We start from the raw sequence: 14,291 nt of genomic DNA on the forward strand, positions 1-14,291 counted from the left end.
TTACCAAACACACATCAGGAAACATTTTAATGAAGCTTATTTTGAAGTTAATTGCCGGCATTATCGCCGGTATTTTAATCGGTTTTTTTGCCCCCGATGCCGTAGTGCGTATTTTGCTGACTGTAAAACTGCTCGGTGGTCAGCTGATTGGTTTTACCATCCCTTTGATTATTCTGTTCTACATAACCAGCGGTATCGCGAGCTTGCCAAAGAACTCTGGTAGCCTGTTGGGTAAAACCGTTGCGCTTTCCTATGGTTCAACCGTGCTTGCCGGTAGCCTGGCGTTTATCGTCGCCAGCTCGGTGATTGCCGGCCTGCCGGCGCCGGATCAGGCAGCCGCTGATGCCGGTGAAAAACTGACCAGCTTTATCAGCCTGGAAATTCCGCCAATGTTTGGCGTGATGACAGCATTGGCAACCGCCTTTTTATTCGGACTGGGGATCAGCATCACCAACAGTGTTCGGCTGAAAGAGATTGCCGATGATGGTCGTGGCATTATTGATTTGCTGCTGTCGAAAGTGATTATTCCGCTGCTTCCGTTTTACATTTCCGGGATCTTTGCCGAAATGGCAGCAGAAGGGACGGTGTTTACGACTCTGAAGACCTTTGGAGTCGTGCTGGCACTGGCTGTGTTTATGCATTGGGTTTGGATCACTATCCAGTATACTCTGACTGGTATCGCGTTGGGCCTGTCGCCGCTGAAGCTGATCAAAAATATGCTGCCGGCCTACTTTACCGCGATTGGAACTATGTCTTCTGCTGCGACCATTCCTGTTACCTTGCGTCAAACCAAGAACAACGGCGTGAATGAGTCGATTGCCAACTTTACTATTCCTCTGTGCGCTACTATTCACTTGTCTGGTTCGACAATCACCCTTATCACCTGCTCGACGGCGGTCATGGCACTTAGCCAGCACATTGCCCTGCCGTCTTTGATTGAAATGCTGCCATTTATCATGATGCTGGGCATTACGATGATTGCTGCACCGGGTGCGCCGGGCGGCGGCGTGATGGCTGCGCTGGGCCTGATGTCGACTATGCTGGGCTTTGGCGAGGCAGAGCTGGCGCTGATGATTGCCCTGTATATGGCACAGGACAGCTTTGGTACCGCGTGTAATATCACCGGTGACGGCGCTATTTCGCTGTGGGTCAACAAGTTTGCCCAGAAGCACCCAGCACCTGCGGAGTCTGAGCTGCGCGCTGGCTAAAAGCCCTTTCGTTAGCAACAATTGAGATTATGAAGCCACCCGCCGAGGTGGCTTTTTTTTGTACAAAATCTTCTTTAATCTCGGGGTCTGGCTCAACCGGGTTCACTTCAAGTGATTCAAATGGCTGACAGCATCTTTGAGCTGCTCGTTAAGCTCATCATGCCGCAGGGCTTGTTTATCGGCATCGAAGTTATCGTAAAAGCTGGGGATCGACAGGCTGGCCTTGACGATACCGTTGAAGTAGGGGGCAGATTGCACCGCCGCTGCCAGTACGCTGGCTCCGCCCATCGAGCCTGGTGAAGTGGCAAGTAGTACCATCGGCTTATTTTGAAAGACTTTTGGCTCTATACGCGAGCACCAGTCAAAGATGTTCTTGTAGCCGACGGCATACGAGCCGTTATGCTCGGCAAATGAGATCAGCACGCCGTCGCTGTCGTCGATTTTTGCGAGAAAGTCTTTGGCCAGCTGGGGATGACCAAGCTCTTCCTCTTTGTCCTGGCTGTATAGCGGTAATTCGTAATCGTTGAGATCCAATATTTCAACTTGTACTTTGTCCAGCAGCTGGCTGGCATAATGAATGAGCTGTTTGTTGATTGATTTTTGGTGGGTGCTTGCAGCAAAAGCAAGAATTTTCATGTTTATCTCTCCTCATGACTGAAGGTCAGCGCCGTCGTTGTGCTTTCGATGAGAAATCAATCTTCTGAGTGTAGCAACTTTCCTTTGGGGTATAGGAAGAGAATATCGGGTATCAGATTTGCTGGCCGGAAGCGTTTGGTGTATCGCAAGAAGTTCGCTGAGAGGCACTAGAAATGAGGATAATTGGAGTTGTATAGAGGAGGATATAAATGAGGTCAGGCTGCGAATGGTAACGGACCCATATTGGATCCGCTAGCCACAACGCAGAAACTGTGAAACTTATGCTGGTATTAAAGACCGATGCTCGGTAGTGCCGGGAAGCCGCCAAGTCCGTAGGCTGAACGGCTGTCATAAATATTGTTGTTCTGCTCAATATTATGCTCGGCCTTGTCATTGAACGGTGTACCGATGATGTCGTTACCTGTGATGGAAATTTGGAACGAGCCACTGCCAGAAGGTAGACCCAGCAAGACATTGCCCTTTGCTCTTTCCATCAGGATGATGTTATTGGTCAGCTCGACCGACTGAGTAACGCCTTGATCGACACCCTCCATACCAAAGCCGATCACCTGGAAGTTAGCAGTATTTGGCCCTTGCTCTAGCATGCTGTTTCGGATGGTCAGCTTGCCGCCGTTGGATATATCAACCAGTCGGCTGTCATTACTGTCGAGCGATGCAATTTCGCTGTACTCGATCAGGGTTTCCTTGGCCCGGGATTTGATCTCATGACCGTTATCTTTTGATTTGTAGAATTTGCTGTAGCGAATTTCCAGGCGGTCATTGGCACTGTATACGGCGTGGGCTAGTCCGCCCTTACCCAATCCTTCGAAAGTACTGTACTCAATGACTAGGCTGCCGGTGTTTTTGGCGGTCAGGATCCCTTGTTCGCTGTCGTGAAAGTAGACGCCGCTTAGGTGAAGATCTTTGCCTTCCTGGCGGATGCAGGCTCCGTTTTCGTTCGGTACACTGACGCCGCTACATTCAATGTTCTCCATGCTGACGCTGTCACCGGCGATAACAAAAGTCGCTTTGTTCTGAACCTGTGCGCCCTTGAAGTGGGTACCGTCACTGCCTACCAGTCTGACGTTGTCAGCTCGAATGGTCATTCCTTGTGTAAACACGCCGCTGCCAAACTGCACCAGGCTGTTATTTTGAATTGCGCTTTCGGCTTGGCTTATAGAGTTGTAGGTTTTCCCGTCAACGACAATGACCGCATCCTGGACGGGTGGGACCGGAGTTGTCGGTTTTTCTGGGATAACAGTGTCTGGATTCCCCGGTGTTCCGGTGCCTGGGCTAGTTGGGTTTCCTCCGTTAGGAATACTCGGTGTACCACCAGATTGTCCTGAGTCTGCGCTTGATGGAGAGGTTGAACCTGAGCCACAAGCGGAGAGAAGCAATACACAAGCCAGTGCACCTGATTTCATTATAAGCTTTTGATATTTCATTATTTTTCACGTTCTGCTGAATTTGACACGAAGCATTGTGGACAAAAAAACATCTCCTTTTGTCAGCTTTTTGTCATGATTTTGTGCACGGCATAAGCGCCAAAAGGTGATAGGTCAGGCAAGGTATTGTGTTCGTGAAGGTTTTACCAATATTGAGAATTTGAGTAAAAAAACAGCAAAGTGTGATCTAGTCTGCTATGTATTTTGAACGGAGATATGAATGGCTCTGTCATCAAGAGTGATACAAAATCCTATAATCCAGATGTAACGTTTTGATTCAGAAAGTCTGTTGCTAATTGTGCTGAGCGACAGGGCGGAAATGACAGTCATATGATTAGATAAGTAGTTAAATTTGGGCACATTAATAGGGATCTCTTCCTCTGAAATAAACTTGCAAGGCCTACCAATATGAACTTTACTTTTCTTGTACGTTTATGTGGTAGAAGTTTGATCCCGTTGTTGGGTTGTCGTGTTAGAGGCTATTATGAATCAAGATAAGTCGGCTATTCAGGATGATAGTGGGCAGGATAAAAAATCTGCCGGTAATGCTGTCGCTCGACCCGAAGCGGAGGGTCGATCCCGTTTTTCTCGCCGTCGCTTTCTGCACACTTCTGCTGCTATATCTCCGGTACTGTTTTCTTTGAAAAGTCATGCTGGTTGGGGAAGCGGAGCTGGTGGGCAAAACTGTTCCATCATGGTGTCGGGCAATGCGTCTAATCCTCAGTTATGCAGTAATGATGCCGTTGGTCCCGAGCGCTGGAGCCAAGTTATTCGCAGCCGCCAGGGAGAGAGTACATACCCGTTGAGACAAGCGTTAAACAATAGTCAAATTAGCGGCAGTACATATTTTAATCAGCTGTTTCTTAACCCTTTTTATCATTGGCAGAATGTTCCGCTGAAAGGCTGGAAATTTAAGCTTAGCGTTCAGCAATCCAGTGATGTGAGGATCAAACATGTACTTGGCGCTCATGGCGGAGGCCAGTTCAGGCTGGCGCTGACGTTTGAGCCTACGGAGTCGGGCGCCTCTGGCGAAACGACCGAGGTGGCTCTGCGGCCCAGGCAGTTTCACCAGGTGCTGGTGGCTGCCTATCTGAATGCTTTTTTCTCCTCCAGCGTCATTCGGTATCCCTACAATACCCGGCAAGTAGAGAGTGCGGTGATTGAAATGATCATGGTACTGGCGTCAAAATTGGCCGATGAGCTTAACACCCACGGCAGTGTTGACGAGCGTTCGCCTGCGGTGAAAAAAGCGTTTACGGATATAATCAGCCAGTTACGGATGTGGAGCTAACCGATAGGGAGGCACATGCCGAACAGTTTGCCCGAGCATATGGTGTTAAACGGCGAGTTTTCTTTAGCCACCTGCAGTTTCATGCATCAATCACGCTGTGTGGTTTACAGCCCGTTTACCACTGAGTCGATGCTTTGTGATCGCTCTGTTGTGGGGTTGCTAGAACGCTTAAGTGAAGCGGATACGCTGGCTAATGAAGTTGACAATTTTATAAGCGAGCATCCTCAATCCGCGGCGAGAGTTATCGAACAACTCCTCTCAATGCAGATCCTATTGCCCAGCTAAGGACCGCAGGATGCTCTCTTCAACGAAATGCTTTTATTTGCAAACCGGCCCATTCATTGTCGAGATCAAGACATCAATCCCCAGTGTCCAGCGTTATTTGCACTCTCATTACCAGGATGCCTTACTGGATGTCACCGAGTCGCATTTTATCGATTTTCATATAGCAATCATGCCGGGGGCGTTTGGACGTCGCTGGATAAAACCGCAGGTCCGTTTTTATTTTAATGGCGGTGAACCGTTCAGGCCGCTTCCGCTCAACCAGGCGCCGGCTATGCTGGAGTGGGGGATGAACTGGCTGATTGCCAATCATGCGCATCAATACCTGATTATTCATGCCGCGACCTTGGAAAAAAACGGTAAGGGGATCATTATTTCAGCCCCTTCCGGAGCCGGAAAAAGCACCCTCTGTGCTTTCCTGGTTTCACAGGGGTGGCGTTTACTCTCGGATGAACTGGCGTTGATCTGCCCGGAAACTAAGCAGCTATATGGCTTGGCTCGACCGATAAACTTAAAAAATGCCGCCATTGATCTGGCGCGGGCGTTTTTTCCCGCCTCTAGCTTTAGCGAGGAAATTGCCGATACGTCGAAAGGCAAGGTTTGTCTGGTCAAGCCGCCGTCATCGAGCGTGGTTAATGCCCATATCACAGCGCCGATATCGCTCATCGTATTCGTTAAGTACTCGGCGAATGAGCGGTGTTATGTCGAAAAGGTCGAGAAGTGCGAAGCGCTGATGGAGCTGATTGGCAATAGTTTCAATTTTGGTTTGCTTAACCAGACGGGGTTTGCCTGCGCCAGGCAGGTGATTCAGGGGGCGGATGCACTCTATATAGAATACAGCCAGCTAGCAGATTGCGAAGCGGCAATTAGGAATGGGATTGATGAAAAAAATAACGGCGGTAAAACTGGTCGATATTCTTCGAAGCCCCACCACTTTGCTTTCCATGAACCCTCGTGAGCTTTCACAGATTGTTGCTGAAGCACGGTTCTACAATATGTTGGCGCAGCTTAAGTGGCTGTGTGAACAGGCGGATGTCTGGTTTGATCTTCCGGTTGAATTTCAGCGGCATGTTTTGTCTGCTGAATACACCTATACCAATCAAATCCGGCTGCTAGAGCAAGAGCATCGTCACGTTAGCGCGCTATTTAGCCAATCAGGTGTGCGCTGGGTCTACTTGAAGGGGGCGGCTTATCAGCTGTCGGGTTTTGAGTATATGCGGGGCCGGATCATGAGCGATATTGATATTCTGGTTCCCCAGGTGCAGATTGAAACGGCAGAGCAGGCCCTGGTGGCGCATGGCTGGATGCATAAAACCATGACCGACTATGATGATAAATTCTACCGAAACTATTCGCAGGAGATCCCGCCGTTAAAACACTTCGATCGCCAGACCGAACTGGATGTGCATTTCAATATCCTGCCCTCGATATTGCGCCATGGCCCGGATCCGGTAATCTTGCATAGCCATACTCAGGCGCTTTCTGATGATAGCGGTGCCAGGGTGCTCAGTCCGGAAGCTATGGTTCTTCATAGCGCGATACATCTTTTTTATGAGAGTGAGTTTCATAAAGGGGTGAGAGATCTTTTTGATATATTCCAGCTCATTCGCCATTTTAGTCAGCAGCCTGGCTTTTGGGATAAGCTCGTTCGGCTACAACAGTCAATCGGCAATGGTGAAAGCATGTATTATGCTCTTCGTTATTGCCGCCAATATTACCGGCTTGATGTGCCGGCAGAGGTGCTGGCTTTTTATGAACAGTTCAAACCGGGGCCGCTGGTGTTCCGTCTGATCGATCCTGCGTTTAAGAAAGTCTTTAGCTCGATATATCCTGTTCATCATGAACGGGGTGATCAGTGGTATGTGTTTGTGCTGTATTTAAGGGGACACCTGAAACGGTTGCCGCTGTCCAAACTGGTCCCGCATTTAATCAGAAAAGGCTTGTATCGGCTCAATCCGGTAAAGAAGGACGAGTCGGATCTGATGATTTAACCATGCTGGTGAGCTTGGAAGTGCTGGTAAATTAGCATTGTCACGTAGCCAAGGACAATCCCGGTCGTGTTAGCAGCAATATCCGGTAACGAGGCCTCCCGGCCGACAGTCAGCGTGATCTGAAGGTATTCCAATACCGTACCGTGAAAAACCAGTAAGAGAAGCAAGCAACCTACCAGCCAGCGTCTGTGGATGTCTCTGGATGCCAATAAGGCAAGCAAGGCATAGAGCCAATAGGCAGCAACGTGAAGCAATTTGTCAAGATGCGGTATTTTGTATTGCTTGAGTCCGGTAAAGTCACCATCCCCGTGCCCAGATGTGAGTGAGACATAGGTTATGAAAATGGAGTAACAAACCAGTGTCAGCCATAGGAAGGGAAAGTGCTTAACTATCATTGACTGCCACCCCGTCGCCTCTCAACGAAAGGGGGCAAACGGCTTGCCTTGTTCATACATTTACCTTGAGTGTTAAATACGTCCATCATTTTTTTATAATAGTCAGCCGGGTTAAATTCGACCGGGTTAAATTCTCCTATCCCCCAACTTACCCATGAGCTTACTGCTATGCTTATGCTGAAAAAGGTATTTTCAGTCTTATCGGTGAGGCCATTACCCATGGAACTTGGTAACCATTCAGTGCAATGTGACATTTCTTATAACCCGGATAGAGACAAACTTGCCAAAGCCTGGCGACAGCTTGAAGCTCAGACCCAGCCGAGTTTTTTTCTGTCATGGTTATGGATCGGCTCATGGTTAGATAGCTGTGTGGAAGATTGTTACCTTGTCGAGGCCTGCATGGGGAGTGAGGTGGTCGGACTCGGGATACTGGTGGCCCAAAAGAGCAAGCTGCCCTTCGATTCAAGAAAGAGCTACTACCTACACCAAACAGGTGACCCCGAGCGGGATAAGCTGTGCATGGAGTACAACGATTTTCTGTTACTGCCACAATATGCGGAAAAAGTGCGTATTGCGATGCTATCAAAAGTGTTTCTTTCATTGGTCGGTAACGGTACGCTAGTCGTCGGGGCTTGTCAGGCTGGTCTTTTTGATAGTGCGCTCGGTCTCGGGGCGGAACGCCGGTGTGTTTGGGATTCAATGGCGTACAGGCTAGATCTTAATTCTCTTAGGGCGAATAAAATGTCGCTGGATCAGAACCTGTCGCGAAGTGGGCGCTATCAGATAAAGAGAAGCCTTAAAAGGTATGAGAGCCTGGGCGAGATAACCATTGATACTGCCACATCGGCCGAAGCGGCACTGAGCATGCTTGCCGTTGCCGAGCCTTATCATCTTGAGCGCTGGGGAGATCAGCCTGGTCAAAGCGGCTTTGCCAACCCCACGTTTAAACACTTTCACCGTTGTTTGATTAAAAGGGGGATAGACAGTGGTGAGGTTGTGCTTCATTCTATCTTTGCCGGTGATGAGCTGATAGGAGTAATTTACAATTTTCACTATGGCAATCAGGTCTATTTCTATCTGAGCGCACTGAACTATAGATTGCAGGATAAACACTTAAAGCCGGGACTGACGGCGCATTATCTGCTAATCAATCAGGCGTTATCACAGGGGATGGACAGTTATGACTTTATGGCGGGGGCAACCCGTTATAAGCAGACCTTTGCCAATAGCGAGTCGCCTGTTGCTACCTATCATTATCAGTTACCCCATTTTGCACTTAGGGTTGAAGACTCCCTAAGAAGCCTTAAGCAGCGAATAACTAACGGAAACAGGCCGTCGCCTTGATGAACGAGCCCCTAAACCTGCTGTTACTGCTGATGCGATTGCCGCAAAAGTCTTTGTTCTCATGTCCTGGAAGCAGTTGGTAGGGCACCGCGTGCGAATGGAGTTGTTTTCTGGTTTGCTCCGACGTGATGGTAAAGTTACCGTGACCCGGTGAGAGGAACCAGCTATCAATGGCTTCCTCTCCAAACCAAAACCGGCGGGAGCTAACCAGGTTGGCTTTCGAATCTGCCTTGCCGCGATCTCTCTGGGTGATGTTGCCGTTTAAGATGTTATTGGCAACATAGGTATCAGATTGTGGGTACCGAATATCAATGCCCTGCGTCCCGTAGAGGATATTATTGCTAACTGCCGAGTGCTTGCCCCTGTTTATGTAGATGCCCACATCGTTGCAACGGATGACTATGTTGTTTCGTATGAGGGCTTCAACCGTTTCAGCCTCGCTTTCTCCCCGGCGGTGCTGCTGCGCCATTCCCCCGCCCCCCAGAGACAGGCCAATCCGAGAGCCGGTAAAGTCTTGCTGGGTGGAATTACAGATCACAAGATTGTTTTCTATAGCCCCTTTGACCGACCCTCCCTTGATAAAGGCACCATAACTGACCTGATTGCCGCCCAGCTTAATAAAGTCGCGGATAATATTACGGCTGATCAGCCAGTTGTTGCCATGGTCGACATTGATGGGGGTGACGGGCTTCGCAACATCTCTGGGTGCAGTGAAAAAGAAGTGGTTATGGCGAATAATGCCGTGATCGGGAAACGCGTCTTTGTCCCGGTTTACCTTAATCGCCGCATTGAAGTCGATGAACTCATTGTGCTCGATAAGGGTATCGCCGGCATTTCCCACCACATGGATAGCATGTTCGCAACGGGACTGGTGTTCGCATTTGCCGATAAAGCGCAGACCCGATATTCGCCAGTGAGGACGGTTGATATAGAGACCCTCGGAACTATCAAGTTCAATCGTGGCCTTTCCTGGTTCCAGAGCGCGCAAGGTGATTGGCTGAAGTGCCGTCGGAGATAGTTTGGTGGTTCTCAGGCGCTTGCCGCTGATTGGGTAAGTGCCGTTTCTCAGGACGATATGCTGGCCAGGTAACACATCTTTCAGTGCCTTAATCAGCATCTCTGGATCGGAAACGAGAACCGTGTTCTCAAGGTGCAAAGCGAGTGTCTGCTTTGACCAGTCCGGGCCCACGGTCGGCCAGCGGCTTGCTGCGTCATGCGGCAGTGAGTGGTGTTGAAATAGCTTCGGCTGGGCCGCCGGGGAGGCAGAATACCCCGCTAATACCAAGGCTAGTATCCCCATTAGGATAGACGTGCGTCGATGGGTAAAGACTATATAGGTCATCCATTTCCCGATTCAGGCTAGTGTTGCGTTAAACATGCAGAGCAGATCGTTATTTTATGGCTGCCACTCGTTATCAGTATAGGTAGCCAATCACAAGAATGTTCTATTGATGATTAAGATTGTCGCGTATGGCTGTGAGTGCAGGCGGCGGTGGTTTGTGGCTTTTATGTTGATATTTGGTTAAAACTGTGTGCTGTGCCATTATCAATGAGAAGAAAAATTTGATGAGTGTGGTATTTATTTGATTCGGAGGCATGCTATGGCCAACAGGCTTGCTGTAGTTATCCACGCAGAAGAAGAGTTTGACTGGAAAAAAGGTGCCAAGGCGACCAACCAGTCAGTAACTCACCATCAAGAGTTAATTGTATTGATCGATAAGCTGCTGGATGCCGGGGCGAAAGTGACGTTGGCTATGGACTATCCTTTTATATCCAGTGAGGAGGGGGCATCTGTGGTTGAGAAGTACCGTGGTTTGGCTGACGGTATAATCGAGTTTGCCGCACACCTGCACCCTTGGGTTAATCCGCCGCTCGCGCCGATTGAACAGGATGGCACCGTTGCCGATGTGAATACATTTCCGGGAAACTTATCCAAGGAGCAGGAATATCGAAAACTGGCCAGCCTGACGGAAAAAATAGAGTCTGTTTCTGGTACTCGTCCTGTGACATACCTGGCCGGTCGGTACGGGATCGGTGAAAATACGGCGCGTAGTCTGGTAAAGCTGGGTTATAAGGTTGATTTGAGTATTAGTGCGTATTGTGACTTTACCCATCAGCAGGGGCCTGACTTTAGCTGTTATGGCAACAAGATTTTTGAGCGGGATGACATCACTTATTTCCCCCATACCTGTTCGATACTATCGGCACTCCCTCTTTTTCAGGATTATGCCAATAGGCATTCAGCTGTCTTTACAGAGTGGCAAAAAAGCCTGGTAAAGAAAGTTATCGGTAAATGCCTGAGGCTTCGCAGATACCGCCTTTCGCCCGAAGGTTTTACTCTGAAAGAAATGCAGCAGTTGACCTACTCTCAGCAGAAAATTGGTCAGCGGGAATTTATATTGTCACTCCACTCGCCCAGTGTGAAACCTGCACTGACATCCTATACCAGGGATGAAAGAGAAACAGATCAGCTTGTCTCAAATACCCGGGACTTTGTTCGCTGGTTTATTGAGGAGCTTGACGGTCAGCCGATGCTTCCCAAGCAACTGGCATTGTAAGTGAGTCATTGAGTATGGATAGGGAAGCCATGCCAGGTATTCCAAGATGAATAAACAATACAGCCGCGCGCTTATCTCAGGTGCCAAGTGGGCAATGATAGCCACTTGGTATAACCGAATATTAGGCTTGGTCAGCACGCTAATACTGGCGCGGCTGCTTACACCGGCAGATTTTGGGATTGTCGCGATCTCTTCCTTTTTTATCTATCTTTTCCTGGCATTTACCTCTGTTGGTACCAACCGGATTGTGATTCTGGAAGACGAGATATCGGAGGAAAGTCTAAACAGTATCTGGTCGCTCAACTTGGTACTTCGGATAGCTTGTGCCTGTTTGTTGTTTTTGTCGGCTCCTTGGATAGCTGTCTATACGAACGAGGAGAGAGTCGAGCTGGTGATCCAGGTTGTTGCTGTTATTCCTTTTCTAATGGCCTTTCGGAATATTGGCCTAGAGGTGTTTGAAAAGCAGCTTAACTTTAAAACAACCACCGTTATCAGTATTGCTGCCAAAACGATCGGTACCCTCTGTTCGATAGCGATAGCTATCATATGGCAAAACTACTGGGCAATGGTTATTGCTGTTATTTTCAGTAATATCATCGAGGTTGTTATCGGCTATCGGGTCTGCAGCTACCGTCCCCGCTGGTCAACCAGCCTGTGGAAAAAGCAATGGCACTTTTCCAAGTGGCTATATTTGACGACCATATCGGGTTATTTACGCTCCCGTATCGATGTGATGATTTTAAGTAGCCAGCTAAACAGCCGCACATTCGGAATATATAGTTTTGCCCAGGAGCTGGCATGGCTTCCGTATTCAGATGTGGTTGAGCCGCTCAATCGAGGCTCTTTTGCCGTCCTGTCCAAGCTAAAGTATGACCACAAGGCCTTTTGTCAAACTCTCTATCAGCAGCTGGCTGTGCTGATGTTTGTTGTGATGCCCTGTGCATTCGGGGTCAGTGTGATCAGTGATCCTTTTGTCAGGGTTATTCTCGGTCCGCAATGGTTAGATGCGATTCCTGTGATGAGTAACTTGGCAGGGTTAATGGTGGTGATGACAGTATATATGCCTTTAACGGTGGTGTTGACGATTAAAAATAAGATGCACATTTTGTTTGCTGCCGACGTTGTCATCGTGGCGCTCATTTCGCTGATGCTGTATTTGTCGGTAGGCAGCTCCATTGAGGTGATCTCATTTAACCGGTTATTGATTGGACTGTTTTTCTTATTATTGATGTTCGGATTATATTCTGTTGTTGTCGGGCTTAACTTTTTTCATCTGTTGTCTATTGTCTTGCTTCCACTGTCGTGTTCCTGGCTGATGTATGAAGCCGTAGACTGGATAATTAACTTGATAAATAACAGCTTATATCAGCTGATCGCCGGCATTGTTACAGGTGCTTTTGTATATACCCTAGCAACAATGTTTAGTGTTTATTGTCTGAAAGGACGAATAACGGAATTTCACGTGATTATCGGGCAGCTAAAGAGGCAGGCAAGCATGCGTTTAGGCAGTTTACATAACGCTTAGGCTTATTGTACGTCAGATACGTTATATCATGGAGAGGTTAAGATGGAGTCAGTATTATTCGTGTTGTGTTTGATAATGCTGGTCTATAGATGCCGCCAGTCGATTAAGTGTGATGAGATAAAAGAAAACGAAGATAATAAAAGGCAGCATGAACAGAGGGAAAAACGATGAGGGATATTGTTTTTCTGATAGTTTCTGTTTATTTGATATACCTTTCGCTAAGAAAGCCTTATGTTGCTGTCGCGCTTTGGTTATGGGTGGGTTTATTTGTTCCTGTTCACTGGCTTTATGGTTTTGCCCAGAATATTAGCTTTAATAGTATTTTTGCATTTACCGCTTTGATTGGGTATTTATTTCAATCCAATAAAAAGAAGGTTGGATTTGATTTTGGTTTCTTGTGCGTAGCGTTATTCTGGTTTCATACCATTCTCACTACGGTATTAACCATTGGTATACCCGATCTGGTATGGGATGAATGGATTAAGCTAACCAAAAAGTTGTTGCTTGCCATGATGATTATATTGTGTGTAAGGAGAAAAAATGAGTTAGAGCTGTTCTGCTGGGTTGTTGTATTGTCAATTGGTTTTCTTGGTGCCGTGGAAAGCCTGAAGTTTATTGTCACGGGAGGTGTACATAAGATTGTCGGTCCTCAGGGACACCTGCTGTCGGATAATAACCATTTCGCAGTCGCTTTGTGTATGCTCATTCCTATCAATATGTTTCTTATCCAGGTAACGAGTAGCAAATGGTCGAAAATAGGGCTGATTGGCATCTTATGTTTGTGCATTATTGCCGTTCTCGGCACGCATTCCCGGGGTGGGTTTATCGGGCTGCTGGTGGTGGGAGGCTACTACTGGTTCCGCTCAAACCATAAGGTTCTCGTCACTTCTGGTATACTGATTGTTGTGGGCATTGCCGCACTTTACCTTTCTCAGGATTGGTATAGCAGAATGAATACCATAGAAACGGCAACGGAAGATAACTCGTTTATTACCAGATTGAATTCATGGAAAGTCCACACCCTGCTCGCAATGGACAGGCCCTTGTTAGGCGGTGGATTCAAAACCGGCTCCTACGGCTATATTTGGCAAGAGAAAGCCCTGGAATTTGATAAGCTGGACTTTATCATCGAGACACCGCTCCCCTCTGATGACTCAGGATGGGCTGCCCATAGTATCTATTTCCAAGTTTTGGGCGATCATGGTGTGCTCGGTCTGGTTTTATATCTCACTATTATGGCAAGTTGTTTTATCCGGTTAGGCTGGGTTGCAAAAACTGTTGGGCCTTTAGGGGAAGGGTATCGATGGAGAGTGCACCTTGCCAGAATGCTCCAGCTAACAATTATTGCCTATGGATCGGCCGGGGCCGCCGTATCGTTAGCCTACTTGGAATTCTATTGGGCAATAATCGGTGTGTCGATTAGTCTAATTATCTCGACTCGGCAAGATATTGGTGAAAAAAATAAAGTAGATAGTATTGCCCTAAGTAATAACCCAGGAGTGATGTGAGTTGCTTTTTTTATGTCGTGTGGTGAATAGCTGATGATTAATCAGGTTGTCACAATGGTTGGTAAGTAAGTAAATTTCACCTAAGCTAATAGATATTGCAAAGATTGA

General features: G+C 47.8%; 13 protein-coding genes. 9 read left to right on the forward strand and 4 right to left on the reverse strand.

Translation table 11 applies throughout. The features are described from left to right. Positions 1-29 precede the first annotated feature (29 nt). A complete protein-coding gene (locus L4D19_RS03215; RefSeq protein ID WP_428451165.1) occupies positions 30-1,208 on the forward strand; it encodes a dicarboxylate/amino acid:cation symporter in 1,179 nt (392 codons plus the stop codon). A 102-nt stretch (positions 1,209-1,310) separates the two neighbouring features. Here L4D19_RS03215 and L4D19_RS03220 read toward each other — a convergent pair whose 3' ends face one another. After that, positions 1,311-1,844 carry an NADPH-dependent FMN reductase gene (locus tag L4D19_RS03220; protein WP_428451166.1) on the reverse strand — a complete coding sequence of 178 codons (534 nt, stop codon included), beginning with the start codon at positions 1,842-1,844 and terminating at the stop codon, positions 1,311-1,313. Positions 1,845-2,134: 290 nt separating this feature from the next. Then, positions 2,135-3,268, reverse strand: coding sequence for a hypothetical protein (locus L4D19_RS03225; RefSeq protein ID WP_428451167.1), 1,134 nt, complete (start codon positions 3,266-3,268; stop codon positions 2,135-2,137). Between the two features lie 505 nt (positions 3,269-3,773). On the opposite strand from L4D19_RS03225, the gene L4D19_RS03230 reads away from it, so the two are divergent. Genes L4D19_RS03230 through L4D19_RS03245 form a run of 4 tightly spaced genes read left to right on the forward strand, consistent with a single transcriptional unit; the run spans position 3,774 to position 6,853 of the window. Continuing rightward, on the forward strand, positions 3,774-4,580 hold the full coding sequence (locus tag L4D19_RS03230; protein ID WP_428451168.1) for a hypothetical protein: 807 nt from the start codon (positions 3,774-3,776) through the stop codon (positions 4,578-4,580). A gap of 15 nt (positions 4,581-4,595) precedes the next feature. Further along, a complete protein-coding gene (locus L4D19_RS03235) occupies positions 4,596-4,865 on the forward strand; it encodes a hypothetical protein (protein ID WP_428451169.1) in 270 nt (89 codons plus the stop codon). 10 nt (positions 4,866-4,875) lie between these two features. Further along, complete coding sequence (locus L4D19_RS03240; protein ID WP_428451170.1) at positions 4,876-5,820, forward strand: HprK-related kinase A; 945 nt, start codon at positions 4,876-4,878, stop codon at positions 5,818-5,820. Then, positions 5,744-6,853: a nucleotidyltransferase family protein gene (locus L4D19_RS03245; RefSeq protein WP_428451171.1), complete on the forward strand. Its 1,110-nt coding sequence runs from the start codon at positions 5,744-5,746 to the stop codon at positions 6,851-6,853. The genes L4D19_RS03240 and L4D19_RS03245 overlap by 77 nt, the downstream gene beginning before the upstream one ends. On the opposite strand, the gene L4D19_RS03250 is transcribed toward L4D19_RS03245, so the two are convergent. After that, complete coding sequence (locus L4D19_RS03250) at positions 6,850-7,248, reverse strand: VanZ family protein (RefSeq protein ID WP_428451172.1); 399 nt, start codon at positions 7,246-7,248, stop codon at positions 6,850-6,852. The genes L4D19_RS03245 and L4D19_RS03250 overlap by 4 nt on opposite strands. A 219-nt stretch (positions 7,249-7,467) precedes the next feature. Between L4D19_RS03250 and L4D19_RS03255 the strand changes: the two genes are divergently transcribed. Next, positions 7,468-8,592 carry a GNAT family N-acetyltransferase gene (locus L4D19_RS03255; protein WP_428451173.1) on the forward strand — a complete coding sequence of 375 codons (1,125 nt, stop codon included), beginning with the start codon at positions 7,468-7,470 and terminating at the stop codon, positions 8,590-8,592. On the opposite strand, the gene L4D19_RS03260 is transcribed toward L4D19_RS03255, so the two are convergent. Continuing rightward, the gene (locus L4D19_RS03260; protein ID WP_428451174.1) at positions 8,567-9,934 is read right to left on the reverse strand and encodes a polysaccharide lyase domain-containing protein; all 1,368 of its coding nucleotides are present in this window, start codon (positions 9,932-9,934) and stop codon (positions 8,567-8,569) included. The two genes, L4D19_RS03255 and L4D19_RS03260, sit on opposite strands and share 26 nt — an antisense overlap. Positions 9,935-10,193: 259 nt before the next feature. On the opposite strand from L4D19_RS03260, the gene L4D19_RS03265 reads away from it, so the two are divergent. The 3 genes from L4D19_RS03265 to L4D19_RS03275 all read left to right on the forward strand — a co-directional run bounded on the left by L4D19_RS03265 (position 10,194) and on the right by L4D19_RS03275 (position 14,183). Then, positions 10,194-11,150 (forward strand): polysaccharide deacetylase family protein, encoded by a 957-nt coding sequence (locus tag L4D19_RS03265; protein WP_428451175.1) that lies wholly within the window; start codon positions 10,194-10,196, stop codon positions 11,148-11,150. A gap of 46 nt (positions 11,151-11,196) precedes the next feature. Continuing rightward, entirely contained in the window at positions 11,197-12,675 is a 1,479-nt protein-coding gene (locus L4D19_RS03270) for an oligosaccharide flippase family protein (RefSeq protein ID WP_428451176.1), read from the forward strand. A 167-nt stretch (positions 12,676-12,842) separates the two neighbouring features. Continuing rightward, the gene (locus L4D19_RS03275; RefSeq protein WP_428451177.1) at positions 12,843-14,183 is read left to right on the forward strand and encodes a putative O-glycosylation ligase, exosortase A system-associated; all 1,341 of its coding nucleotides are present in this window, start codon (positions 12,843-12,845) and stop codon (positions 14,181-14,183) included. Positions 14,184-14,291: the final 108 nt, after the last annotated feature.

Source organism: Photobacterium kasasachensis, from assembly GCF_050336885.1.
GTDB lineage: Bacteria > Pseudomonadota > Gammaproteobacteria > Enterobacterales > Vibrionaceae > Photobacterium > Photobacterium kasasachensis.

Bases quoted from the DNA above. Each gene is read 5' to 3' on its own strand.
- L4D19_RS03230 (WP_428451168.1), top strand. From the start codon at position 3,774: ATGAATCAAGATAAGTCGGCTATTCAGGATGATAGTGGGCAGGATAAA.
- L4D19_RS03240 (WP_428451170.1), top strand. From the start codon at position 4,876: ATGCTCTCTTCAACGAAATGCTTTTATTTGCAAACCGGCCCATTCATT.
- L4D19_RS03270 (WP_428451176.1), top strand. From the start codon at position 11,197: ATGAATAAACAATACAGCCGCGCGCTTATCTCAGGTGCCAAGTGGGCA.
- L4D19_RS03255 (WP_428451173.1), top strand. From the start codon at position 7,468: ATGGAACTTGGTAACCATTCAGTGCAATGTGACATTTCTTATAACCCG.
- L4D19_RS03250 (WP_428451172.1), bottom strand. From the start codon at position 7,248: ATGATAGTTAAGCACTTTCCCTTCCTATGGCTGACACTGGTTTGTTAC.
- L4D19_RS03275 (WP_428451177.1), top strand. From the start codon at position 12,843: ATGAGGGATATTGTTTTTCTGATAGTTTCTGTTTATTTGATATACCTT.
- L4D19_RS03245 (WP_428451171.1), top strand. From the start codon at position 5,744: ATGAAAAAAATAACGGCGGTAAAACTGGTCGATATTCTTCGAAGCCCC.
- L4D19_RS03225 (WP_428451167.1), bottom strand. From the start codon at position 3,268: ATGAAATCAGGTGCACTGGCTTGTGTATTGCTTCTCTCCGCTTGTGGC.
- L4D19_RS03260 (WP_428451174.1), bottom strand. From the start codon at position 9,934: ATGACCTATATAGTCTTTACCCATCGACGCACGTCTATCCTAATGGGG.
- L4D19_RS03265 (WP_428451175.1), top strand. From the start codon at position 10,194: ATGGCCAACAGGCTTGCTGTAGTTATCCACGCAGAAGAAGAGTTTGAC.
- L4D19_RS03220 (WP_428451166.1), bottom strand. From the start codon at position 1,844: ATGAAAATTCTTGCTTTTGCTGCAAGCACCCACCAAAAATCAATCAAC.
- L4D19_RS03235 (WP_428451169.1), top strand. From the start codon at position 4,596: ATGCCGAACAGTTTGCCCGAGCATATGGTGTTAAACGGCGAGTTTTCT.
- L4D19_RS03215 (WP_428451165.1), top strand. From the start codon at position 30: ATGAAGCTTATTTTGAAGTTAATTGCCGGCATTATCGCCGGTATTTTA.